Raw genomic sequence first — 25,772 nt, 5'->3', positions numbered from 1 at the left:
TGTCGTTAACCGTCCTTGCTACCACTGAAGTACTACTCTCCGGTTTCCTGAACGGTTTCTGCTTTATTTGTACTATTGCCGCCTTGACTGCTACCGTAATTTCGCATCACGTAGTTATCCAGTATTTCCCGAAATTCTTCACCAATATTATCACCGCGCAATGTAGAGTGGTGCTCTCCATCCATATATACCGGTGCCTTGGGCTCTTCGAACGTACCGGGCAGAGAAATACCAATATTTGCATTCCGTGATTCTCCGGGACCATTAACAACACATCCCATTACCGCCACATTCATCTCTTCAACACCGGCATAAACGTCCCGCCAAATGGGCATCATTTCTCTCAGATAACCTTGAATTTCCTCTGCAAGTTCCTGGAAATAGGTACTGTTGGTTCTGCCACAACCCGGACAGGCTGTTACCTGAGGAACGAAATTTCGAATTCCCAGCGACTGTAATATCTGTTGACATACCCTTACCTCTCTGGCACGATCTCCTCCGGGCTTGGGAGTCAAGGATACCCGAATGGTATCGCCAATTCCCTGCTGTAACAATACTGAAAGGGCCGCCGTACTTGCCACCGTTCCTTTCATACCCATTCCGGCTTCAGTAAGTCCTACATGCAACGGATAATCCAACAATTCAGCAATACGCTCATACACATGAACCACATCCTGCACATGCGACATTTTACAACTAATGATAATCTTATTGGAGGGTAAGCCAACACTCTCAGCCAGTTCAGCGGATCTGCGGGCACTCTCTACCATGGTATCGAGCATTACCTGTTTTGAGGATTTAGGATTCTCTAGTTCATTATTGGCATCCATCTTTTTAGCCAATAACTTCTGATCCAACGATCCCCAGTTTACGCCAATCCGAACCGGCTTGTCGTACTTAATAGCTTGTTCAACGATCGTGCAAAAATTCTCGTCCCGTGTTTTGGTCCCCGTATTCCCGGGATTGATACGAAATTTTGAAAGTGCCTTTGCCGCTTCCGGATACTTAACCAATAATTTATGTCCGTTATAATGGAAATCCCCTACAATGGGTACATCCACATCATCTGCGAGAAGCTGCTCTTTGATATGCGGTACAGCCTGGGCGGCATCATCATTATTGACGGTTATACGTACAATTTCTGAGCCCGACCGGTGCAGATGCTTAATCTGTTCTACCGTACCCTCCACATCAGAGGTATCGGTATTGGTCATCGATTGTACCACAACCGGAGCACCTCCTCCAACGGGTACATCCCCTACCATTACCTGTATCGAATCACGTCGTTTAATATGAGACATAGTGAATTTTTTTCGGAATACGTTTGTGTACCATTGCAACACAGCACACAACAACAATCATTCAAATTTACAATTAGTTTTTCTTGCTGAGTTCGAAGAGCTTTTTCTTCTCAGCATCGGTAAGCCCGTCATAGCCTTTTTCAGAAATCTTTTCAAGAATTTCATCCAGTTCAGACTGTTCCGTTTCATCAATTATCTCCACATCCGAAACCGAATACATGTGATCATTTTTCGGCCGAGATTTCTTTTGCTGATAGATATTCTTAATGCGATACCAAAGTTGTTCTACCGGAATTAACCATTTACCAAGTCCTGAACCTCTTTGTTGAGACTTCATCAGAAGGTAACCTACGCCTGCCCCTGCCAGGTGTACAATTCGCGCAGTTCCATCAGAAGACCCTAACAAGAGAGCATCAATAGCAATTAAGCCGGCTACAACATATCGTGCCTGTATGGGGGGCAACAGGATCAACATAATAGGCATCGTGGGGTATAACATTGCAAAAGAGACCATAATACCGTAGACAGCACCGGAAGCACCAATAACGGGATTAAATCCTAACAAGGGGGCAGCAACAATATTGAAAAGTGCCCCGCCAATGCCCGCTCCGAGATATATCACAGAAAATGTCTTGGGACCAAGAGATTCTTCAACTGCACGTCCCATCCACCACAGCCAAAGCATATTAAATACAAGATGGAAAGTACCGCCGTGCAGGAACATATAGGTAAAGGCTCGCCACGGCTGGAACAAAGCTGTCTGCCATTCAGGGTAAAAGGCAAAAGCATCAATCAGGGCCTTACTGTACGCTGGACTAATAATTCCCAGCAGTACTTGTAGTATAAACACCCCTACATTAAGGGTGATGAGCGTTCGAATAGCTACAGGTAATCCTCGGTAGCCCCGCTTTAAAGAATTTCCAAATGAATCGTTATACATGCTTCTAAAAACCTGGTTCGCCTCAGTAATACGGATCGTTGTATCAGTTGGGATACAACAAAAAAGGTTCCGTTATCTATAATTTAAAAAAAAATGCAATCAGTAGTAGGGTTCCTCTTTTTTTAATCCCCAGTATTTAATAAGGATAAACCCTACCAGCATTCCACCCAGGTGCGCAAAGTGTGCAACACCGGAATTCGCTCTTGTCAGTCCACTAATAAGTTCAATAGCACCAAAAATGGCTACAAAATATTTGGCTTTCATCGGAATGGGCGGGATTAAAAGCATAATCTGCCGATCGGGGAACATCATCCCAAAAGCCAAAAGGATTCCATAAACTGCTCCAGAAGCTCCCAGCGTTGGACCCCCTCCCCCCACCAACATGTGGAAAAAACCTGCTCCTATACCGGTCAGGAAATAGAAAATAGTAAACCTTCTGGTTCCCCAGAATCGCTCAATAGATTGTCCAAACATCCATAAAGCAAATAAATTAAAAATAATGTGCCCAATGCCCCCGTGAAGAAACATATAGGTGACCGGTTGCCAAAAATGGAAATAGCCGGAATCTATAGGCCAAAGCACGCCATAGTTTTGAATATATGGACCAATTACTGGAGTAAACATTCCAATAAAAACCAGTGCATTTACAATCAGTAAATGTTTAACGGCTGGCGGGAAAACTGAAAACTGGGTATTGGGGCTGTATTGCGAGTTTTGATAATTCAAGAATAAACGAAATTAGTTGTTATTTTCTTTCTTCAGAATATACGGTTCCTGAGCGTCAATTCTAACTACAGTATCTAACAATAAGATACATCTTTCAAAGATTATTGCTTGCTGAAACCATATAGACGCTATACGGGAATAACGACTTTATGTTGTATTAAATTATGACTGTTCAAGGTATCTCGTAATTCGTTTAGAAGCATTAATACCACTCAGGGCCACTCCCGGTATACCCTGACCCGGAAATACGGTGTCTCCGCACAAAAATAACCCCGGAAATGGTGTTTCGGCCGGCATCCAATCGGTAAGAGAACGTGCCATACTTTGCGGGATACCGCCTACCCTACCCTTTTTTCGGTATACCCAATTTTGCCAGGTATAAGGGGTAGCAGAAAACTGTTCAATTATATCCCCGCTATGAAAGCCCGGCAGCAGTTGATCTAGTTTTCTGACAATATATTTAGATACTTCCCTTTTACGTTTTTCGTACTCTTTCTGATCGTCAATAAACCAAAAGTCTGGCTGGGTATGCATAGAAATATTAAGCACGCGTTTCCCTTTCTCAGCTCGTTGTTGATCTTTGGAATGTGAGAAAGAAACAAATATCGAATTGGAATCTATTTCTTTGGGAGCCTCACTATCCCTAAAGTGCAGTTGATGATGCAAGGGCAAATTCTTGGGATAGTTATCATTCGTTACAACACCCATGGTGAAAGCTCCCCACGCCTGCTGATATTCTTCTGATTCATCTGTAAAGTAGTCTTTTATCTCTCCTGAGGTAATGTACGGCATATTCCAAACCGGAATGTTAGATAATACTACCGGCGCTTGGCAAGAGGATTCCGCAGTGTGTACATGATAACCTTTAGCAGTGCGATTAATTTGTTCTACAGCACACTTAGTTTTAACCTCTCCCCCTTTCTTGAGAATAAAATCTCTAATCTCGTGAATCATATTAATTAAACCACCCGGCACGTAATAGTTCGAATAGTTGGTATAGGTAAGTGCGGCAGCCCCGAATAAAAATGGCGTTTCTTTGGCTGATGACTGGGCTGTTATCATCAATTGTTCATTTACAAAACGGCGAAAGTCAGGCCTATCCAAATGGTAATCCTTCATCACATCATCCACAGAACGCAATGCATAAGGCAATATCCAAAGATCTTTGGGATTATTTTGTGTAATTAACGGTACCAAATCTTTCCAATTTACGGGCGGGAAAAAGTGATTCCGCAGTGATACTTTCCAGACAACTTCTGATAAATCATAAGCCAATGTCCAAAATCTCTTTTGCTGTTCCCTTTGACCATACACCCGGCTAATTTCTTCTATCCAGGTGTCCATATCCTTGAACTGTGTAACCACCTTATTATCCTGACGTACCTGCATGCTGGGTCGAATCTCTTTTTTGGGAATGCTAATACCGGTTTGATCCTCCAGGTACCTAAGAGGATGATTTTTATCGAACCCTATAAGTGTGGTAGCTCCACTTTCAAACCAATAGCCTTTACGGTAATAGGATGAACTACACCCACCAAGGGCATGAGCAGCTTCAAGGACCAAGACTTTTAAACCTCTATTTGCTAACAGAGCTGCAGCTGTCATCCCGCCCATGCCGGAACCGGCTACGATGATATCATATTGCTTTTTTGCTTTCATAATGTGCTACAAACAGATCAAAGCAACAAAAAGGTTCCCAATAAATAAAAAACCCCTGACTTTGCAGACAGGGGCTAGAATATACTTTATGTTTTTCTAAAAACTACTTGGTGTGGTTGATCATATAATCATAGGTCAATCGAGCCAGAGATTTCACACCTAACTTCATACCTTCTTCTTCGATATAAAAATCCGGGGTATGGTGTGGTGCTGCCTCAGCAGGGTTCATCCCTTTGGGCATGCCACCTACGAAATAGTAAAAACCGGGAACTTTCTTCTGAAAGAATGAGAAATCCTCTGCACCGGTGATGGCATCGGAAAGTACGACATTCTCATTCCCTGCTATAGCCTGTAAACTGGGCACCATATTTTCTGTCAGCTCAGGATCATTATATGTCACCGGGTATCCCTTCTCTATTTCAACATCTACAGTTGCCCCCATACTTTCGGCCGTTTTTGTAGCCACGTGACGAATTTTATCATGAATAATTTTCTGCATTTCAGTATCCAGCGTGCGAATGGTTCCAATCATTTCAGCTTTCTCAGGAATGATATTATTACGGACGCCGGCCTGTATTTTTCCAACAGAAATAACTGCTGCAGCTTTTGTTAGCTGTGTCTGCCTGCTAATAATAGATTGTAGTCCTTCAACAATTTTTGCAGAAGTTACAATAGGATCTACCCCGGTCCATGGTGTGGACCCATGAGTTTGTTTGCCGTGAACCGTTATAACAAAACGGTCGGCGGCCGCCATTGTGCCGCGTGGATGGTACCGAATGGTGCCAACTTCAGTTTGTGAGTTGATATGTTGACCAAAAATAACATCCACATCAGGATTTTTGAGTACCCCTTCTTCAACCATGAGCTCTGCACCGCCTTCTTCTCCCGGAGGAGCCCCCTCTTCTGCAGGTTGAAAAATGAATTTAACGGTACCACGCAACTGCTCCTTCATATCGGTTAAAATTTTAGCAGCCCCCATAAGCATTGCAATATGAGTATCATGTCCACAGGCGTGCATTACCCCAACCTCTTGTCCCAGATAAGTAGTGGTTTTCGTTGACTTAAATGGTACATCGGTGCGTTCTTTCACAGGTAAAGCATCAATATCTGCTCGCAAGCCTACTACAGGGCCTTCCTTCCCGCCTTCTAGCACTCCTACTACGCCGGTGTGAGCTATGCCTGTTTCAACTTTCATTCCTAACGAGCGCAGATATTCTGCAATATACGTGGCCGTCTGCCTTTCCCGATTTGAGAGTTCGGGATTTTCATGAAAGTGGCGTCGCCAATCTACTACTTGCTCAAAAATATTATCGGCCTTTTTATTTATCTTCTTATGCACCTCCTTTTCAGCTGATTCATTTTGTGCTATGCCCAGGTAATTTCCGGCCAACAAAAAAAGCACCAGTCCAAAACATATTCGCTTACAAAATTCCATATCTAACTTATTTCCTGTTTTTGAAATTTAATGCACTCTAGATTGTAGAATTATTTCTATACTTCTAAACCCTAACTAATATTTAATAGCGTGTTTTGCAAAATCGACCATGGCGTGCTGAATACTACACCTGGTTTGTCAACCAAAAATATTTTCAAAATAAAAAAGGCGACACCAGTTGTGGCCTCGCCCAATACCTGTAAAAAGCTTACAAGTTACTTTACAAACAACATTTCGCGATAAATTGGCAATGGCCAATAGTCATCGGCAACATGTCGTTCAAGGAAATCAACCGAATCGCGAATCTTGGTCATCGCCGGTTTTACGTTTTCCTTTACGTGAGTAGCACTATCGATCACATTTTCACTGTCAGAGTCGAGTACAGCCTCACGCAACTCTTCAAGTGCAATGTTTAGATCATTTAGCCCTTTATTAACTTTTTTGAGCATATTTTTAGAGCCTTCACCCTCGATACCCAGCTCCTGAATACGTTCAACATTTTCTGCCAGTTCATTCATATAACGAACCGCAGCGGGATAGATCATCGTTTTTGCCATTGACTCCGTAGTATCTGCCTCGATATTCAATGTCGTCAGATACTGTTCAGCCCATATTTCCTGTCGAGAATGAATCTCTCGCTCATTTAGCACTCCATGCTTTTCAAAAAGTGAGATGTTTTTCTCATCAGTAAATTTCGGCAATGCATCAATAGTGGTTTTGAGATTAAGCAGGCCTCGTTCTTCTGCTTCTTTCTCCCACTCATCTGAATATCCATCACCATTGAAGATGATATCTTTACATTCACCCAACGCATCTTGCATTACTGTAGCAAGTGCATCTTCAAAAGATTTTGCACGGTCAACTTCCTCTTCCAAATTAGTGCAAAGATCATCAATGGCATCAGCCACTATAGTATTAAGCACCACAATGGGGAACGAAATGGACTGGCTGGATCCTACCGCACGAAATTCGAATTTATTACCTGTAAAGGCAAAAGGCGAAGTTCTATTACGGTCACCTGCATGTTTGGGTAGTGAGGGTAATACCGGGGAACCAAGTCCAAGGAGACCGCCCTGTTTTGACTCTTTAGCATTACCATTGAGCACTTGTGTAAGAACATCTTCGAGCTGTTCACCAATATATGCCGAAATAATTGCGGGTGGAGCTTCATTACCACCCAATCGATGGTCGTTACCAGCATGAGCAATACTGATGCGAAGCAGATCCTGGTTTTCATAAACAGCTTTCAATACTGCTGAAAAGAAAAACAGAAACTGCATATTATCATGCGGATTATCTCCGGGCTCAAGCAAGTTCATCCCGCTATTAGTAGCCATAGACCAGTTCAAGTGCTTACCGCTGCCATTAAGGCCGTCAAACGGCTTTTCATGCAGCATACACTCAAGACCGTAGTCTCGGGCAATACGCTTAAGCGTTATCATCATTAGCTGCTGATGATCTGCAGCGATATTACAGGTCTCAAAAAGTGGTGCAATTTCGTACTGGCTGGGCGCCACTTCGTTGTGCCGTGTCTTAACGGGAATGCCCAGTTTATAGAGTTCTTTTTCGGCCTCAAGCATAAAAGACAATACTCGATCAGGGATAGATCCAAAATAATGGTCATCCAGCTCCTGCCCACGTGGTGGTTTAGCGCCTACCAACGTACGTCCGGAAGTCATCAAATCAGGTCTGCGATAATAAAACTCCTGATCAATTAAAAAGTACTCCTGCTCAGTGCCTACTGTTGCCGCAACACGTTTGGCATCAACATCGAACAGTTCAAGAGCTCTTTTTGCCTGTTTATTTAATGCTTCATTAGAACGCAAAATCGGCGTCTTATGATCCAATGCTTCACCGGTCCAAGAGGCAAAAGCCGTTGGGATACACAAGTAAGAACCATTTTCATTCTCCATGATAAAAGCCGGAGAGGTGGGATCCCAAGCAGTATATCCCCGTGCTTCAAACGTTTGGCGTAGCCCCCCATTAGGGAAACTTGATGCATCAGGTTCACCCTGAATCAAATCATTCCCGGAGAATTCTGAAATAGCTCCACCACCTTGGTTCGGTGTAATAAAACTATCGTGCTTTTCTGCGGTTAGTCCTGTTAGTGGCTGAAACCAGTGCGTAAAATGAGTAGCTCCTTTGTCCATTGCCCAATCCTTCATCGCCACGGCCACGGCATCTGCTACATCCGAATTAAGCTGTTCGCCTTCCTCGACTGTCTTTTCCAGGTCTTTCCAAATCGATTTGGGAAGTTGCTCCTTCAAATCTTCTTGCTGGAACGTATTCTCACCGAATATTTCCGTAACATTCATCGATTCCATTGGTTCCCCGTTTTTCTTGGGAGACCAGTTCCGTGCAGCAGCCAGCGTGTCGTAACGTCTAAGTGCTTTAGTCATTAAAGTAGTGTGTTATTTATTTTTTTGGTGATCGTTTTTAAGTCGCTCTTAAAATAATCAAGATTTTTCGTTTTGCACAAAAATTTTAATTAAAAATTTATAAACACATTAATTAAAAAGGTATAAACAACTTTAATTTTAACTTTTTTAAGTTTTGTAGTCATTTTGCCTACTGCGATCTAATTTAATTTTGTATAAATGCGGTCAAGGCTTGTTTTTTTAAGCAGAGGATTTATTACTATAATTGGATCAACAAATTATCCACATTTTTTACCCCTTATTTTACTATGTCAGACACTAAAAATCTGAGCATTTGGATTCAGGCTGCGCGTCCCCAGACATTGGCCGCTGCATTTGTGCCCGTTTGTGTTGGTGCATCTCTTGCATTTCACAATGCTACTTTTGATCTCCTCCCTACCCTAATTGCTTTACTATGTGCCTTTTTGATACAGATCGGTACCAACTTTGCTAATGATTATTTTGATTTTAAAAAGGGAGCCGATACCGATGACCGCATTGGCTTTGAACGTGCGACCGCGGCAGGTCAAATTTCTGCCGATACCATGCGCAATGCCACTATCATCACAATGGGACTTGCCTTCTTACTGGGACTCTACCTGGTTTGGCATGCGGGATGGGTCATTTTAGCAGTTGGCATAATATCATTAATATGTGGCATTCTATATACTGGCGGACCTTTTCCTCTCGGTTATAATGGACTTGGCGATCTCTTTGTTTTCCTGTTTTTTGGAATTGTAGCCGTCATGGGCACTTACTACGTAAATGCCCTGGAATGGAGTCTACCCTCATTGTGGGCCTCATTTGCGGTAGGAGCGCTCTCTACAAATATATTAGTTGTCAATAATTTAAGGGATGTGGAACAAGACGGACCGGCCGGCAAAAATACCCTTGGAGTTCTCTTTGGAGAAGATGTTCTGCGTTGGGAATATGCATTAATGCTGATCATTAGCTGGGCGATACCGCTGTATTTTTATTACGCTTTGCAATATAGCGCATATATTTTAATTCCCTACCTAAGTACACCCGGAGCTATTATATTACTTTACCAAATATGGACTATTCAAGATAAAAGAAAATTAAATAACACACTTGAACGAACTGCACAGCTAATGGTTGTCTTTGGAGTTCTATTTAGCATCGGTATTATTTTAGATGTATTATGAAATTAACTGCTTATCAATATTATCTCCCTTTTAAAAAAAATCTAAATACCAGCAACAAATCCTTTAAACACAGAACAGGTATTCTCCTTGAGTATCCCTGTGATGATGGAAGAACGGTATTTGGAGAAGCCGCTCCCCTCCCCGGCTTTTCAAAAAAATCACTTGATAAAATAGTTGGTGAACTTAAAATCAATGTTGCAGACATCAGTGAAGCATTAAACAGTACAGAGCCTGTCACCTCCCTACAAAAAGTTTATGAGACTACTTCTCTGGCTAACGAACTAGCTTTTGGGCTCGATACGCTTGCCTATCAAATTACTGCTCAAAACAAGGGAACTACAATGTCCCAAATTTTATTCTCACAGTTACAGACTTCAATAAAAATAAATGCTTTAGGGGATCTTTTATCGGATAATATTTTCGCAGAGGTAAAACAGTTTGTTAATAAGGGGTTTAAAACAATTAAGTTTAAAGTAGGTCGTAATGTCAAAATAGAATACCAACAACTTCGGGAAATTCGTTCTATATATCCTGATTTAACGGTCAGGCTCGATGCAAACCAGGCATGGCCCCTAAAAGAAGCCATTACAAATTGCAATAGATTTTCATCCTTAGGTATTGAATATTTAGAAGAACCAATAGCTCAACCTTCACCACAAAATTATGAGGATCTTACTCAAAACATTGAATTGCCTATAGGAATCGATGAATCTATAATACACACCGACTGGTGGCCAAATATTTTACCCTTTACTTCTTATGTTATCCTAAAACCGATGTTATTAGGAAATTTTAAAAAAATATTTGCAACAAATAGGCTTGCCAATACTCATGATAATAAAACAGTGCTTACTACAAGCCTGGAAAGTGGCATCGGACGTATAATGACTGCCATTTTCTCGTCGGGATTTGGTAACAGACAGACAGCACATGGGTTAATGACAGGAACATTACTTGCCCGAGATTTAATTGACGACTCAAATTGTATATTAAATGGGGAATATCAAATTCCTTTATCAGAAATACCCTTTACGATAGATCCAAATATATTAAATCAATTATCTCCAATTAGACTCCAGAAGTGAAAAAGAAATTTAAAAATAAGGTACCCACATTTTCTCCGCCCAGGGATGAAGATCTTTTTCTTGGATCTAGTTTTGGGTTACATAGCTACGGAGATTTGAAACAATTTGAGTGCTTTTTCCTGCAATTTTTATTCGACTTTGATCACGATTTTGATAAACCAGTTGGTTTTATTGCACCCTCTTCTGATACCCTTGTTTTTGCCATTGCCGCCTGTTGGAATCTGGGTATCCCTTTTATCTCTTTTAATCGCCATGCTACCTCTTCGGAGCTGGAAAAACAGCTTCAAAATATACAACCCGGTCTAATTTTCAGCAGTAAAGAAGCACAAAAGAAACTGGACTATCCGCATCAAATTAGCATTAAGCAACTGGACTTACCGCGATCACTCAATGTTGATGTCAAGCTGGGATATGCCGCCGAACAGTTTACTCCACAAACTGATCCCAATAATATATTCGGATACTTCTTCACTTCAGGTACTTCAGGTACTCCTAAAACAGTACCTCTTAAACGCAGGCAAATGTATTTCGCCGCCAAAGCTTCGGCAGAAAACTTTAAACCCAGGCTTAACCATTTTTGGCTGCTTTGTCTGCCCCTGAATCATATAGGTGGCATTTCAATTATTTTGCGTTCTTTATTATATGGAACCTCCATTTTTAGGATGAAAAGCTTTCATCCTAAAATGATCCATACCTTTCTTTCTGAAAACAAGTTATTCCAAGCTGCTTCACTGGTCCCCACTATGCTTAAACGGTTGCTTGACCGGCAGGGATTTCACGTACACAATAATTTCAAAGCAATTTTGCTGGGTGGGGGTCCCATAGATCCCGCATTGGTTAAAAGGTGCAATGATAGCGGAGTACCTTTGGTGCCCAGCTATGGAATGACAGAGACATGCGCCCAAATTGCTGCTAACCCCATTTTAAAGCCGAGTGGTACTTACGGGCCAATGAGTAGTGTGGGACAGGTTTTTACACCTAACCAAATTCAAATTCGAGATAAAGATGGTAACCCGGTTGGCTTTAATAACTCGGGCTCAATTTGGCTAAAAGGCCCCCAAGTTTTCGATGGCTACCGCAATCTACCTGATTCTGAAACTTTTGACAGTAATGGCTGGTTCAATACAGGTGACTTTGGGCATCTAAACGCCAATGATCAACTATTCATAGAAACACGGCGGTCTGACCTTATTATTACCGGGGGAGAAAATGTCTCGCCTTTTGAGGTAGAAAAAGCACTTACCAAATTAACTGATATCTCTGAAGCCGCTGTATTTGGGTTGCCTGATGAAGAGTGGGGACAAAAGGTTGTTGCCGTTGTAGTACCCGAAGAAAATCATTCTTTTGACGAACAAACCCTGCTTAGTTCCCTGTCGTCAGAGTTGGCACCTTTTAAAATCCCAAAAAAGATTATTCGGGTTGAGAATATACCCAAAACAAGAACCGGTAAAATAGAACGCAGCAACCTTCCTAAACTCTTTAGCAATGGTACTTAGCAGGATACCAATTCCCTTATTTGCTATAAGCCAGACAGCCCTAGTGATCTTGATATTTTAAACCTTTTGCACCGATATCAGTGCGATTGTATTTATTCTCAAACGAAATTTTGTCAACTTCGTTATAAGTCTTCTCAATAGCCTTTTCTAACGTATCAGCAGCTCCTACTACACTCATTACTCGTCCGCCGTCGGTGTAAATTGTGCCGTCTTCTTCTTTTGTTCCTGCATGAAATACCAATGCATCCTCAGAAACTTCATCGATACCGGCAATCTCTTTGCCCTTCTCATATTCTACCGGGTACCCATCAGAAGCCAAGACCACACAACACCGATACAATTTATCGATAGCTACTTCTTTGGAATCTAGCTGGCCGTTAGCTGCAGCATACATTAAATCAAGGAAGTCTGACTCAAGAGCAGGTAAAATAGCCTGGCATTCGGGATCTCCCAGCCTGCAGTTATATTCTACGACTTTGGGGCCATCTACCGTGATCATGAGCCCACAATAGAGAATACCTTTGTAGGGGTGTTCATCGAGCAACATGGCCGATATCGTTGGTAAGATAATCTCCTTTTCCACTCGCTGGAGCATCCGGTTTCCTATTACCGGAGTGGGTGCATAAGCCCCCATCCCGCCGGTATTGAGACCGGTATCTCCATCCCCGACACGTTTATGATCTTGCGCATAATGCAGGATCTTAGCAGTTTGCCCATCAGAAATAACAAATACCGAAGCTTCCTGCCCTTCCATAAATTCCTCTACTACCAACGTCTGGGCAGCATCCTGGAATTTATCATTCTTTTTAAGTTCGTTAAGTCGTTTTTCTACCTCTTCTTCTGTTTCACAAATAAACACTCCTTTTCCTCCGGCAAGCCCATCAGCCTTTAGCACTACCGGGTACTTATCTTTTGATTTTATAACCGTGAGTGCTTTATCAAACTCTTTCCGGGTATAGGTTTCAAAGTCTGCCGTGGGGATACGGTTTTCTTTCATAAACTCGTTAGCGAACTTTTTACTGCCTTCGAGCTGGGCGGCATACTTGGATGGGCCAAAAACGCTATGCCCTTTTTCTTCAAGGTAATCGGTGATTCCATTGACCAACGGCTTTTCCGGCCCCACAACCGTTAAATCCACCTTTTTATCCTCGATAAATTCAAGGATAGCATCAAAGTCTGACAATGATAACTCAACGTTGGTCCCTACCGTAGCCGTACCGGGATTCCCCGGGGCGATATATAGCTGATCCAACTTATCTGAGTTGGCGATACTCCACGCCATTGCATGTTCACGACCACCGCTTCCTAGAAGTAATACATTCATCTGTTTCTCTTTAATTTGTTCTTCCTGGAAATAGAAATTTTTGTTAGAAATGTTGTTACGACGCCCTGCAAGTTATAAAACAATCAGGCACGCATTTTCGGGACTTTAGACTAATTGCTTTGCGATATCAATAATCTCAGTAAAACTATCAGCTTTTAACGACGCTCCACCAATCAATCCGCCGTCGACATCAGGTTGTTGCAATAGCTCTTCGGCGTTATGAGGTTTCATGCTTCCACCATACAGTATCTGAATCTTACTAGCGCTTTCTTGGTTAAAGACCCCTTCAAGAACTGACCGAATCATTTTATGCATCTCTTGGGCTTGATCGGGCGTGGCTGTTTCTCCGGTACCTATTGCCCAGATAGGTTCATATGCGATAACCACGTTAGTAGCATCTCCATCTTCTACGCCTGTAAGCGCAGCCTGAACCTGTTTACGTACCCGCAATTTGTGTTCATCTGCTTTACGTTCTTTCAGTGATTCTCCTACACATATAACAGTCTTCAACCCATCTTCCAACGATTTTAGCACTTTAGCATTCACAATCTTATCGGTTTCGCCAAAGTATTCTCGTCGTTCCGAATGACCCAGAATCACATATTCACTTCCAACCTCATTCAGCATCTGGGTACTAATTTCACCGGTGTAGGCACCATTGTCTTCGAAGTGCACATTCTGTGCACCTAAGGTCATACCTTCAATATCTTCCAGCACATCAGCTGCTGTTTGCAGAGAGATCGATGGTGGACATACCAACCCATCTACTCCATCCGGTAAGGAGGTCGTAATCTCTTTTATACCGTTTAGAAGTTTGTTCGTAGCTGAAATGCCACAATTCATTTTCCAGTTACCGGCAATTAAAAAATTCCTCATGATGCTGGTTTTTTTTCTTTTTTAATGAGTGTTCGTAGACCATTAATAATATCCTGATATTCAGATCCCACATATTTTCGGATGATTTTCCCTTTACGATCAATCAAAAAGCGAGTAGGAACTAACCGAATATTGAATTTTTCTAATAATTTTTGACGGTCAAAAGACTGTGCATCAGCCACCGGCCATGGTTTAACTCGTTCTTCAAAAAATGCATTTACTGTAACCTGACTTTGGTTGAGTGGCAATGTTACCACCTGCAGACCAAAATTCTTGTAAATACTGTGGATGGCTACCGTTCGATCGAATTGGCTTTGATACAGTTTATTAGACAAATCGGTAATCTCCAGAATATATGGAGTCCCCACTAATGATTTTCTACTTATTTTCTGCCCATTATCCATAAATGTAAATTGGGGTATGGTATCTCCTGGGGATAAGTAGTTCAAATCGTAATTCATAGATTCAATCCAGTCCTGAGGGCGTAAATCTTTAGAAAACTGCTCTTTAAATGCCTCTAATTCTTTTTTAGCGACATCAACGCGGGCACTGTCATAAAGGAGTTTGATGCGTTCCATATTAATATGCATCAATTTGTTTTTATTTTCTGTAATGTCATTCAAGGTATCCAGGTAACTAAGTGCCGGGTCCAGCCCTCTTGTCTTTGCAATATAGTTTTTACCAATTGTTGCCCCTACATCGCTAAACCTATCCTGGCTTTGCACGGCCCGCAGGCGTGCCATCATTTTTTGGTTATCTATACCCTGTAATAACTGTATAGCTCTGCGACCTGCTAACTCTGATGCAAAAGTGCCTTTTTTATCGGCATAAAGATCCCAGTATATATCACTAAATTTCAAATATTCCTGCCTGAGACTATCCCCTTTTAACAGCCCGGCTTGTGCATATTTTTGGATTCTGCTGAAGTTTTTATTTAACCGCTCATACGATTTCATGGCATCATGTTCAGGAGAAGAAATAGAGAATGATTCTTCCAAGGTGGGAAGGGTCCCACTAATACGTATTGAGTCTCCATCAGCAAGTATGATACCTACCCTACCTAAATTGGTATCATGGCGACTAATTATGGTAGGATATCTTCGTTTCTTTTCAAAGGTAACATCACCTGAAAATTTACCGCTAGAATCAGTAGTGGCATAAAATAGGGTATCAGCATTAGCATTCACCGAATCCTTTTTTACGACAGCTACGCCAATCCCTGAGTAATCATCCGACTCCTGTATCGAATCAGCAACAGAAAAGTTTGCTGAAATGTGAGCTTTTTTTATCCCAGATTCACTTGAACATGCCAAAGCCATTAGCCCTAAAAAGGCTAGTCCCAAAAGCCGTTTTGTATATGCTATCATATTATTATAAAAGTAAAGTAGAATAGAATTTAACCTGTATCCCGCATTTTAATCACTCAATCGATCACTAATTATTTCACGAACCATATTGGGGTTCGCTTTTCCCTGTGATCGTTGCATCACCTGACCGATGAAAAAACCGATAAGTCCTTTCTTACCATCCTTATATCGTGCTACCTCGTCTGGGTGTTTCTCAAGAACATCATCAATAATCGGTTCTATAAAACTGCTATCAGAAACTTGTACTAAGTTCATCTCTTTTGCAAGTGCTTCGGCCTCTTTTTCTTCCTCGAGCATAGCATCAAAAATCTCGGTCATAGCCGAAGAATTTATCTTGTCGCCTTCCCGAAGTTCAATAAGTCCTGCCAGGCGTTCTGCGGAAATAGGAAAATCATTAATTCCAATACTACGCTCGTTGAGTACTCGCAGTACCTCCGAGAGAATCAGGTTAGCTACGGCTTTAGGATATTCAGCATAAGAGAGTACCGTCTCATAAAAATCTGCGAGATACCGATCTTCGGTAAGCGTTTGAGCATCATCAATGCTCATATCAAACTCATCCTGAAACCGCTGCTTTCGCACATCAGGCATTTCCGGAAGCTCTTCTTTGATCTCACCGAGCATTTCGTCGGTAACAACAACAGGAGGAATATCAGGTTCAGGGAAATAACGATAGTCATGCGCTTCTTCTTTGCTACGCATGGTTCGGGTTTCCATCTTATTGGCATCCCAAAGCAATGTCTGCTGCACAACCTTTCCGCCCTCTTCGATGAGAGCTATCTGGCGATCAATTTCGTACTGAATGGCACGCTCCACATTCCGGAAAGAGTTCATGTTTTTGAGCTCAGTACGAGTACCAAATTTTTCTCGTCCTACCGGACGAACCGAAACGTTGGCATCGCAGCGCAAACTACCCTCTTCCATATTTCCGTCGCAGATCTCTAAGTATTGCACAATCTGCTTAATTCGCTTTAAATATTCATACGCTTCGGCAGGAGTTCGGATATCCGGCTCAGATACAATCTCAATAAGTGGCACCCCTGCACGATTCAAGTCAATGAGCGTATGATACGGATCTTGATCATGAATAGACTTACCGGCATCTTCCTCCATATGGATACGAGTAATGCCGATCTCTTTATCTTCCCCATTTGTAGTAATACCGATATGCCCGTCATGGCAGATCGGAGTCTCATATTGCGAGATCTGATAGCCCTTGGGCAGGTCCGGGTAAAAATAGTTTTTACGGGCAAAAATAGATTTGCGAGCAATATCACAGTTGGTTGCCAAGCCCATTTTAATAATATAGCGCACCAGATTTTCGTTTAGCACAGGAAGTGTTCCCGGATGTCCCAAGCATAATGGGGTTACCTGGGTGTTGGGTGATCCTCCGAACTCTGTGGATACCGGTGCAAAAGCTTTACTTTCTGTTAGGAGCTGGGCGTGAACTTCAAGCCCAATGACTGCTTCATATTTATCGTGAACCGAGCTGCTCATGTTCAACTATTTGTTATCAGTTAATTTTGATGGCGAAAGATATTAAACGTCTGGGACTTTTATTAATGATTATCCTAAAATTTAAAGAAATACTTTTGAGTATCATATATCTGCGGTATCATTGTTACAAACTACGATAAGTGATGTACAAAGAATTACACATACTTGAAGAAAGTCGCCATCTTTTTTGGGGATTGGTAATCTTCGTGTGTACCTCCGCCGGTACCTACCTGCTGGCAGGGTCTTTCATCTTTATCGAGTGGAATATGTTTAATCCCGAACAACTGACTGCTCTTGTTCTTTTTTTGATCAGCTTCAGAGGTATCTTTGTACTTTCTGAACCACTATACAAGTTTGTACTCTATTTCGAGGATCGCATCCTGCAAATAGAAATCAAAAAGGGCCAACACTATATAGATACATTAAAAATACCTGTTGATGACATAACATCATTGAAGTTTACGCCTGGCAATCCACGCAAACCATCGGAAGCCCTTTTCGACTTTTCAACTTCTTATCACTTGTTATACCGAACTGCCGATTCCCCTGACTATCGGAAATTAATTGAGGTTGATTCAGATTCTATTGCCCTTAAAGTTGATGATATTGCAGATATTATGCGGTTTGTTAAAAAGGAGAATCCAGAGGTACAAATACCTCGCGAACAAGCGACCTATTTTAATCTGTAAATCGTTTCGCAGTTAAATCAAGAGATACCTATTTGATAGCCTACATTAACCTAGACATTATCTGTAACATGACCCCGCTATGCCCTACTGAACCGAAAACAAGGCACTGAAAAATGACATTGATTCTTTGAAGCCTAACTCGATATTGGGGTTCAGCGAGTGCCAGCTAGGCGGATGATATTTATCACCGCCTTACGGCGGTTCGAAATGACTTGTGACTCATTTGCTGCTCGAAATTATCAGTTCCCCGGATAAACGAATGGGCTTCGGGTAAACAGGATGCAAAAATTCCGGCATAACGAATTCTGTGCGGAGAACAGCAGGCGATCAGGAGTATTTCATACCTGTGCTACAAAGCCATACCTACGCCAATGGGCTTCGGCAGGTTTCACCTTGGCATAGTAGTACCGGTGACATCACAGAAGCGAACTCCCTGCCCAAAAGGACCATTGAAATACTCCCGCCGAATGTTTGAAGCCGATTTCAGAATTCTAAGCCGATCAATTTTTTGGTTCGTTTTTTCTTGACTGAAAAAATGAACATACATAACTGCGTTAGCTCTACTACGTTGATAACGTCGTTGAACAAAACAACGGAACAAAAGAAACCAAGCCTCTCGATGATGCACCTGTTCCCATAAAACGGATGAGATTTCTCGCCACCTTGCGGCGGCTCGAAATGACCTGTGGGCTATATTCTGCTTGTAATTATTAACTTCAGCATAGCACGAGCGGGATGCTCCCGCTATAAGTGAAATAGACAAAGTGATCATCCTGTTGCGCCTCCTTCAGTTTCCGTAGGTACTCTACTGTAAGCAGGAGCTTGTCTTTTAGATCCTACGAGTAGATCCTACGATCCCTACTCATTGAGATCCTGAAAGAGATACTTCGCCGAGCTCAGTACGTGGTTCAGGATAATATTTCTTCTATTGATTCTTTGAAGCCTAACTCGATATTAGGGTTCAGCGAGTGCCAGCTAGGCGGATGATATTTATCACCGCCTTATAGCGGCTCGAAATGACTTGTTACTCATTTGTTGCACAAAATTATCAATTTACAAACACATTTGGGAGTACATATCCCTTCTGTAAAATTAAAAACAGATCCTAATAAACCTTCTCTATTACCCCTAATAGATAAACTCGATTTTAGACTTCCTTACAACACTCCTACCTTCTTTTCGATTCAAAACTCCTCCAAACAAATTGTAACTAAAAAAGATTATAGAACTAATGATCACAGTAGGTCAAAAATTTCCAGAATTCAAAAAAACAGCCTGTATCTCCTTAGAAGAAGGAGAAGAATTTACTGAAATCGCCGATGATATCTTAGATAACGACGTCGATCAATGGACTACCATGTTCTGGTGGCCGAAAGACTTTACGTTCGTCTGCCCTACCGAAATTGCTGCATTCAACGACAGCTTTGATGAATTTCGTGACCGAGACTGTACACTTATTGGTGCTTCTACCGACTCCGAATTTGTACACCTTGCCTGGAGAAATGACCATGAAGACCTGCGTGACCTGAAGTACCCGATGTTGGCCGACACCTCTAAATCTCTTGCTGAAGAACTCGGCATTTTGGAACCTAACGAAAAAGTAGCTTACCGTGCTACCTTCATTATCGATCCGGATGGAATTATCCGTTGGGTTAGCGTAAATGATCTAAATGTAGGCCGTAATGTTGATGAGGTTATCCGAGTTCTTGATGCTCTTCAAACTGATGAACTTTGCCCCTGCAACTGGGAGAAGGGCGAAGAAACTCTTACTGCATAAATAAAACTATCGAGACTTATGTTTGGAATAGCAGATACAAAAGATGTTAAAGATGACCTGGTTGAAGACCTGGGATTAGATGAAGAATATTCTTCATCCTCCCTGGATGCTCTTGTTGATGGAGATTCTCGCTACATCAAAGATCTCAGGGTCAACCTGAAAAAGACGTTACAATCAGATCATTTAAGCGAGAAAGAAACGGCACTGATTGCACTCGCTATTGCTGTTAACGAAAAGAATGAACCGTTAAAAAAGTACTTCCGATCACTGTCCGGAGAGCTTGAAGCCACGGAAGAAGAAATTGGCGATGCCGTAGCTTGTGCATCATTACTGGCAGCCAATAACGTACTCTACCGGTTCCGCCATTTCGTTGACAAAGAAGAGTACAATAATCAATCGGCCGGCATCAAAATGAATATCATGGCTAAACCGAAGCTTGAAAAAGAGTTTTTTGAGCTCATTAGCCTTGCTGTTTCGGCTGCAAATGGATGTGAATTGTGCGTCCAATCGCATGAACAATCACTCCTTAAGCTCGACAGCAACGAAGAACGTATCTTCGATGCTATTCGACTAGCATCTGTTATTACCAGTCTCGATAAGATTGTGTACTAACCAATATCCCTATTACAATCCCCAAGGGCGGCCACCTGGAATATTGGTGCCGCCCTCTTTTTATTGGGATCTGGTCACCTATGCTAACTATTTTCTAACTTCCATTCTTTTAAAGAATAGTCTGCAGATGCAAAGGCAGTTCAGCTATTTAATTCTCTTTTTAATTACAAACTTCTGAACTTCCGGCTCCCCAGCGCAGACTTCCTCCTTGGTCATTGACCCATATCTCAGCAACGTCATAATCATTAAGATCCTGATCACATCTGGGCGCTGCACCATTAGACCATGTATTTCCAATGGCTGGTATTTCGGACTGTACTTCATCACTGCGCGAGACTTGTACATCCCAACCCTGCACATTCTGAAATACATTGTTGCCCGGATCCCCGTCTGTACCCAAATCTACAGAAAAGTTGTTGTCATTGGGTGCATTAGGTCCGCCAACGTCTATCGCACTGGTATTGATATCCTTGAATGTAGTTCCACGCACTATCAGCGTACCATCGAGCTGCCTGATAGCATCATATGCTAAATTTACACTAGACTCGTGTGTAAGCACTCCTTCAATAATACTATCAGTGATTTTTACAACAGAAGCGCGCATTAAAACCGCCGACCACTGCGTAAACTGAATAGTCGAATTAAGAATCTCTAGATTAGTATTAGGCTGATCATTATCCATTACTATTCCATATTTAAAACGAGCACCAGATGCTGTTCCTGTGCTGCTGGTAATAGTTGAATTTTTGAGCGTAAGATCCACATCGTCTTCCAAATCGAAGGCATAGGGATTTACATGACCAACCCCGGGCTTAAATTTCGAATTAGTGACATTGATAGCAATATTATGAGCATCATCCACCTCAATTGCCCCGACATCTCCGGTATTTAAAATATCAGTATCGTCAATATTGAGCGTTATATTCGAGACATTAAATCGATTCACGTAAGCCCGGCCAATATTATTCCCATTAATTAAACTGCGGGCGCCATCATAACCCCGAATAGCAACGGTTATATTTGATCCCGTCGACACAGCAACCCCCTCTCGAGCGTTCATTGATATCTTAACATCTTCTAATACAACAGTTGATGTATCCATATCACTACCGCTATAAACATATACTGCATCAGGATCACCATTAAAAGTGCCCCCAGTATAGCCATTCTCAATGTGCAGATGTCGCAGCGTTACCCCCTCTCCTACTTTCAGGGCAGGATCTCTATCAACATCGGGACTGAGAAGATGAATATTATTTCGATCGGCATTTTGGTCTCCCTTTACAATTAAGTCACCAGTAAAGACAAGGGGATAACTTTCTCCGTTATCTTTATCATAGGTCCCTTTTGCAACACGCATGGTATCTATGGCCAAAAATGGGTCGCTGTCATTATTACTAATGCGGGATAACGCTGCCGATACCGTTTTCAATGGAGTCGCCTCCATATAGCCGTCGGTATCTCCATCACTACCACTATTGGCATCAACAAAAATTCGTTTGGCTATAGCCGAGTACGTAACAGTATCCGTATCTGTTTCTCCGTCGGAGCTTACCTCCAGTTCTAGACTATACTCTCCAGGCAAATCAGGCATAAAACTTGGTTTTTCTGCAGATGCATCTGATAGCATTGAACTACTGTTAGCAGGCTGACTGACAAAACTCCAAGCGTAATTTATTGTACCACTGCCTGATGAGCCGGAGCCATCTGCCGTTATTTCAAAACCCACAACTTCATCAGCATTAGTTCCCGCATCAGCTGTAGCAGAAGATGTATTACCACCTCCATTATTATTGCCACCATTGTTATCGGGTCCGGTACTATTACCTGAGCAACCGATAAGTATTAGTAATGAAATGATAACTCCGAATATTGTAGCTTTGTTATACATGTTTTAGTAATTTGATATTAGGAATCTTTAATTGTCGGAACATTATACATCGTCTTTCACTATTACATACGACAAGAGATTATAAATCAGGTCATTCAGGTACAATCATCTATGGAATCGCGATCAGAAGTCACTCAACTCCTTTGTCAGTTAAAAGACGGTCAAGATGAAGTCTATGAAAAACTTTACCCTCTTATATATGAAGAGCTTAGAAAGCTAGCCTATTCACATATGCGGCGTCAATCTCCGGACCATACTCTTTCAAAGACTGAACTGGTGCACGAGGCCTATTTAAAAATGATTGATCAGTCGAAAATTAATTTTAATGACCGAGGCCATTTTTTAGCCATCGCCTCGCGATGTATGCGCCAAATATTAATCGATTACGCACGCAAAAAGACGGCTAAAAAACGCGGGGGCCAAAAGAAAGACCTCACCTACATTGACGAACTTTTTAAGGCTCAGAATCAAAAAACACAGGAACTCTTGGATATTGATGCGGCCTTGAACAGGTTGGAAAAACTCAACAGCAGGTTAAGCAAGGTTGTTGAAATGCGATTTTTTGGGGAAATGACTATTCAAGAGACGGCAAATGCATTGGAAGTTTCTGAAAGTACTGTAAAACGAGATTGGATGAAGGCACGAGGCTGGCTTTACAAAGAGCTGAAAGCTCGTTTTGAAGTAGAGTGATTTGACCTACCCTATACAATCTTTTGCGTATAATGAGGGTGAAGGACAATAGGTAATAATTAATATGACATGCACCTAACATGAGTGAATTCGACTGGCAAAAGGTAGAGACCATTGTAGACGAAGCATTGGATCTTCCTGAAGAACATCGCCCTACTTTTATTGAACAGAAGTGCAGCAACAACGAAGAGCTTAAATCAGAAGTTACCCAACTTCTGGAGTCTATTTTTGAATCGGAAGGGTGGCTAGATAATCCCACCGATTATAAAAAAGAGTTTTATGAAGAAGTAAGTGATGAAATAGAACATATCACAACCGCTGAATCTTTAGTTGGCCAACAAGTTGGTCCCTATGTTATTAAAGAGATCTTGGGAGAAGGTGGAATGGGAACGGTATATATGGCCGAACGAGCTGATGAAGAGTTTGACCATAAAGTGGCCATTAAAATAATTCGCCATGGTAGAGCTACAAAATCGAATATCCGGCGATTTAAGAGAGAACAACAGATATTGGCTAACCTGAACCATCCGGGCATTGCCCAACTTTTTGATGGTGGTATTACCCAAGATGGCTTTCCCTATATCATTATGGAATACGTGGATGGTCTTCCCATTGATCAATATTGCAAAAAGTATTCATTGGATATTGATGCCAAGATCACACTGTTTAAACAGGTATTGAAAGCTGTTCGATATGCCCATGAGAATTTAATAATCCACCGAGATTTAAAACCGGGCAATATCCTCATAGATGATGAAGGAAAGGTTAAAATTCTCGATTTTGGTATATCTAAACTGCTTGAAGATGAACGGGAGGACACTCTCACCATCACCGGCTCTCGTTTGCTAACGCCCCGGTATGCAGCCCCGGAGCAAGTGCGGCAAGAAAATAGTACTACCGCTACCGACCTTTATGCTCTGGGGATTATGTTTTATCAGCTATTGGCGGGAACTCATCCCTTTGACTTTGATCAGCTTTCGAGATACGAAATAGAACAGACTATCATAAAACAGGAGGCCGACAAACCCAGTAGCAAAGTTGATGATACCAAGACTCAAAAAAAGCTCCGGGGAGACCTGGATGCCATTGCCTTAAAAGCTATACGCAAGGAATATGAGCATCGCTACCGTATGGCGAATGAATTTCTGGATGATCTGAAGAATTACCAAAACGGGATTCCGGTTACGGCAAGAGAAGGGTCTTTGCGCTATCGCAGCCAAAAGTTTTTTAAACGAAATAAACAAAGAATTGCTATTGCCGCAGGGGTTCTAATACTCCTATTTAGTATTTCCGGCTTTTATACCTGGCGGTTAGCCCAAGAACGCAATCAGGCTCAGTTTCAAGCAAAACGGGCTGAACAGGTAAAAAGTTTTATGCTTCAGATGTTTAATACCGGTAACCCCGATATGAAAAGTTATTCGGGTAAGGATGCGAAAGTAAAAGACTTATTACTTGCAGGGTATCACCGTACGGAACGGGAGCTGCAAGGGGAATCGGAGATTTATATTGATATGCTTTCTGCCATCGGTGATGCCCTATCGAACATTGATGAATTTGAGACTTCTGAGGAGGCCTTAACAAAAGCACTAGCGAAAAGCCTGGCATATTATGGAAAAATATCTTCGCAAACTGCTACAATTCATTCGCATCTTTGCAACTATTACCATGAAGTCCATAAATATGATCTTGCTGAAAAACATATCCGTAAGGCCATTGATATACAGAAACAATTGAACGGTAATAGATCACTCGAGTTAGCAGGGTACTTTTCTATATATGCAAGTAATCAGTTTCTGCAATCTCACTACAAACAAGCTGAAAAACTTTTTTTAAAGTCAGATAGTCTTCGGAAGATCTATAATAAAACACAGAATATCTCATACTACATTACGCTGGCTAACTTAGGAGAAACTCAACTATTTTTGGGTAAATACGACCTTGCTGAGGCTAACTTTAAAAAAGCCCTCTCCTATTTTGAAGAATACTACGAACATTCTCATCCAGAAATAGCACGCACAAAATACAGGATGGGCCTGTTATATCATCGTACCAGTAAGCACAAAAAAGCTGAGACCTACCTTCTTCAATCGATGAACGAGTTTACTCAGTTAAAGGGTTCCAATAGCTCAGATCTAAGTGCAAACTATGCACTGTTAGCCAGAAATTACCGTGTGTTAGGTAATTGGGAGAAGGCCGAAAAGTATGCACTGAAAGATATTGAGCTAACAAATACAATCTATGGTGATTCGAGTGTCATATATGCCAAGAGCATAAATAATTTCGCAATTATTCAAAAAGCACAGGGAAATCTGCGTAAAGCTAAAATAAACTATCAAAAGTCACTCTCTATTTACCGTAAGAAGGTAGACAATACCAACCCTGATCTGGCAATTCCAATGTACAACTTAGGTGATGTACTTAAAGACCTTGGCGAGTATACTAAAGCACAACGCCTCTTAGAACAAGTAATTTCCATTGATGAAAAACGGTTTGGAAAAGAGCACCCCGAAGTAGGGTTAGACTTAAATAAGTTGGGAGCAATCTTATTAGAAGCTAAACAGTATAATAAGGCTGACTCCATTTTTATAAAGGCCCAACCTATCTATGAAAATCATTTTCCAGAAGATCATTACCGTATTGGAGAATTCTATATGAATATCGGTACCCTAAAATACTATCAGAACAGATATTCGTTAGCTGAGGACTACTTTTCCAAGGCTATTTCGGTCTTCAGGAAAAACTTTGACGAAGAGAACACTCGTGTACAAGAAGCATTAAAATATATTGAGAAAGTTAAGGAAAAAGTGTCTTCTTGAACTTTCCG

General features: G+C 41.6%; 19 protein-coding genes. 8 read left to right on the top strand and 11 right to left on the bottom strand.

Annotated features, from left to right (window positions below):
* Positions 1-32: 32 nt before the first annotated feature.
* The 6 genes from ispG to G3569_RS01520 all read right to left on the bottom strand — a co-directional run bounded on the left by ispG (position 33) and on the right by G3569_RS01520 (position 8,460).
* The gene (gene ispG / locus G3569_RS01545) at positions 33-1,301 is read right to left on the bottom strand and encodes a flavodoxin-dependent (E)-4-hydroxy-3-methylbut-2-enyl-diphosphate synthase (protein ID WP_165265367.1); all 1,269 of its coding nucleotides are present in this window, start codon (positions 1,299-1,301) and stop codon (positions 33-35) included.
* Between the two features lie 73 nt (positions 1,302-1,374).
* On the bottom strand, positions 1,375-2,241 hold the full coding sequence (locus tag G3569_RS01540) for a rhomboid family intramembrane serine protease (protein ID WP_165265365.1): 867 nt from the start codon (positions 2,239-2,241) through the stop codon (positions 1,375-1,377).
* Between the two features lie 99 nt (positions 2,242-2,340).
* Complete coding sequence (locus G3569_RS01535; protein ID WP_240894580.1) at positions 2,341-2,967, bottom strand: rhomboid family intramembrane serine protease; 627 nt, start codon at positions 2,965-2,967, stop codon at positions 2,341-2,343.
* A gap of 162 nt (positions 2,968-3,129) precedes the next feature.
* On the bottom strand, positions 3,130-4,626 hold the full coding sequence (locus G3569_RS01530; protein WP_165265363.1) for a phytoene desaturase family protein: 1,497 nt from the start codon (positions 4,624-4,626) through the stop codon (positions 3,130-3,132).
* A 103-nt stretch (positions 4,627-4,729) separates the two neighbouring features.
* Positions 4,730-6,061, bottom strand: a complete 1,332-nt coding sequence (locus G3569_RS01525; RefSeq protein ID WP_165265361.1) for an amidohydrolase — start codon at positions 6,059-6,061, stop codon at positions 4,730-4,732.
* Between the two features lie 215 nt (positions 6,062-6,276).
* Positions 6,277-8,460 (bottom strand): glutamine synthetase III family protein, encoded by a 2,184-nt coding sequence (locus tag G3569_RS01520; RefSeq protein ID WP_165265359.1) that lies wholly within the window; start codon positions 8,458-8,460, stop codon positions 6,277-6,279.
* A gap of 287 nt (positions 8,461-8,747) precedes the next feature.
* Here G3569_RS01520 and G3569_RS01515 point away from each other — a divergent pair, with 287 nt between their 5' ends.
* Genes G3569_RS01515 through G3569_RS01505 form a run of 3 tightly spaced genes read left to right on the top strand, consistent with a single transcriptional unit; the run spans position 8,748 to position 12,225 of the window.
* Entirely contained in the window at positions 8,748-9,644 is an 897-nt protein-coding gene (locus G3569_RS01515) for a 1,4-dihydroxy-2-naphthoate polyprenyltransferase (RefSeq protein ID WP_165265357.1), read from the top strand.
* Positions 9,641-10,729, top strand: coding sequence for an enolase C-terminal domain-like protein (locus G3569_RS01510; protein WP_165265355.1), 1,089 nt, complete (start codon positions 9,641-9,643; stop codon positions 10,727-10,729). The genes G3569_RS01515 and G3569_RS01510 overlap by 4 nt, the downstream gene beginning before the upstream one ends.
* Positions 10,726-12,225 carry an AMP-binding protein gene (locus tag G3569_RS01505; RefSeq protein WP_165265353.1) on the top strand — a complete coding sequence of 500 codons (1,500 nt, stop codon included), beginning with the start codon at positions 10,726-10,728 and terminating at the stop codon, positions 12,223-12,225. Before G3569_RS01510 ends, G3569_RS01505 begins: the two co-directional genes overlap by 4 nt.
* A 40-nt stretch (positions 12,226-12,265) precedes the next feature.
* On the opposite strand, the gene purD is transcribed toward G3569_RS01505, so the two are convergent.
* The 4 genes from purD to gatB form a co-directional block, all read right to left on the bottom strand.
* Entirely contained in the window at positions 12,266-13,549 is a 1,284-nt protein-coding gene (gene purD / locus G3569_RS01500; protein ID WP_165265351.1) for a phosphoribosylamine--glycine ligase, read from the bottom strand.
* A 105-nt stretch (positions 13,550-13,654) separates the two neighbouring features.
* Positions 13,655-14,425: a triose-phosphate isomerase gene (gene tpiA / locus G3569_RS01495; protein ID WP_165265349.1), complete on the bottom strand. Its 771-nt coding sequence runs from the start codon at positions 14,423-14,425 to the stop codon at positions 13,655-13,657.
* Positions 14,422-15,792: a TlpA family protein disulfide reductase gene (locus G3569_RS01490; protein ID WP_165265347.1), complete on the bottom strand. Its 1,371-nt coding sequence runs from the start codon at positions 15,790-15,792 to the stop codon at positions 14,422-14,424. Before G3569_RS01490 ends, tpiA begins: the two co-directional genes overlap by 4 nt.
* 48 nt (positions 15,793-15,840) lie before the next feature.
* Positions 15,841-17,289, bottom strand: coding sequence for an Asp-tRNA(Asn)/Glu-tRNA(Gln) amidotransferase subunit GatB (gatB, locus tag G3569_RS01485; RefSeq protein ID WP_165265345.1), 1,449 nt, complete (start codon positions 17,287-17,289; stop codon positions 15,841-15,843).
* Positions 17,290-17,432: 143 nt separating this feature from the next.
* Between gatB and G3569_RS01480 the strand changes: the two genes are divergently transcribed.
* The 3 genes from G3569_RS01480 to G3569_RS01470 all read left to right on the top strand — a co-directional run bounded on the left by G3569_RS01480 (position 17,433) and on the right by G3569_RS01470 (position 20,367).
* The gene (locus G3569_RS01480; protein WP_165265343.1) at positions 17,433-17,978 is read left to right on the top strand and encodes a hypothetical protein; all 546 of its coding nucleotides are present in this window, start codon (positions 17,433-17,435) and stop codon (positions 17,976-17,978) included.
* 1,231 nt (positions 17,979-19,209) lie between these two features.
* Positions 19,210-19,755: a peroxiredoxin gene (locus G3569_RS01475; protein ID WP_205719977.1), complete on the top strand. Its 546-nt coding sequence runs from the start codon at positions 19,210-19,212 to the stop codon at positions 19,753-19,755.
* A gap of 18 nt (positions 19,756-19,773) precedes the next feature.
* Positions 19,774-20,367: a carboxymuconolactone decarboxylase family protein gene (locus G3569_RS01470; RefSeq protein WP_165265341.1), complete on the top strand. Its 594-nt coding sequence runs from the start codon at positions 19,774-19,776 to the stop codon at positions 20,365-20,367.
* A 160-nt stretch (positions 20,368-20,527) separates the two neighbouring features.
* On the opposite strand, the gene G3569_RS01465 is transcribed toward G3569_RS01470, so the two are convergent.
* Complete coding sequence (locus G3569_RS01465; protein WP_165265339.1) at positions 20,528-22,258, bottom strand: DUF1565 domain-containing protein; 1,731 nt, start codon at positions 22,256-22,258, stop codon at positions 20,528-20,530.
* Between the two features lie 111 nt (positions 22,259-22,369).
* On the opposite strand from G3569_RS01465, the gene G3569_RS01460 reads away from it, so the two are divergent.
* Both G3569_RS01460 and G3569_RS01455 read left to right on the top strand, forming a co-directional pair.
* A complete protein-coding gene (locus G3569_RS01460; protein WP_165265337.1) occupies positions 22,370-22,948 on the top strand; it encodes a sigma-70 family RNA polymerase sigma factor in 579 nt (192 codons plus the stop codon).
* 80 nt (positions 22,949-23,028) lie between these two features.
* On the top strand, positions 23,029-25,764 hold the full coding sequence (locus G3569_RS01455; protein ID WP_165265335.1) for a serine/threonine-protein kinase: 2,736 nt from the start codon (positions 23,029-23,031) through the stop codon (positions 25,762-25,764).
* Positions 25,765-25,772 lie beyond the last annotated feature (8 nt).

Origin of the sequence: Fodinibius halophilus (genome assembly GCF_011059105.1) — a bacterium.
GTDB lineage: Bacteria > Bacteroidota > Rhodothermia > Balneolales > Balneolaceae > Fodinibius > Fodinibius halophilus.
The sequence above is the reverse complement of the archived record's forward strand: the minus strand, read 5'-3'. Positions and strand labels throughout refer to the sequence as shown.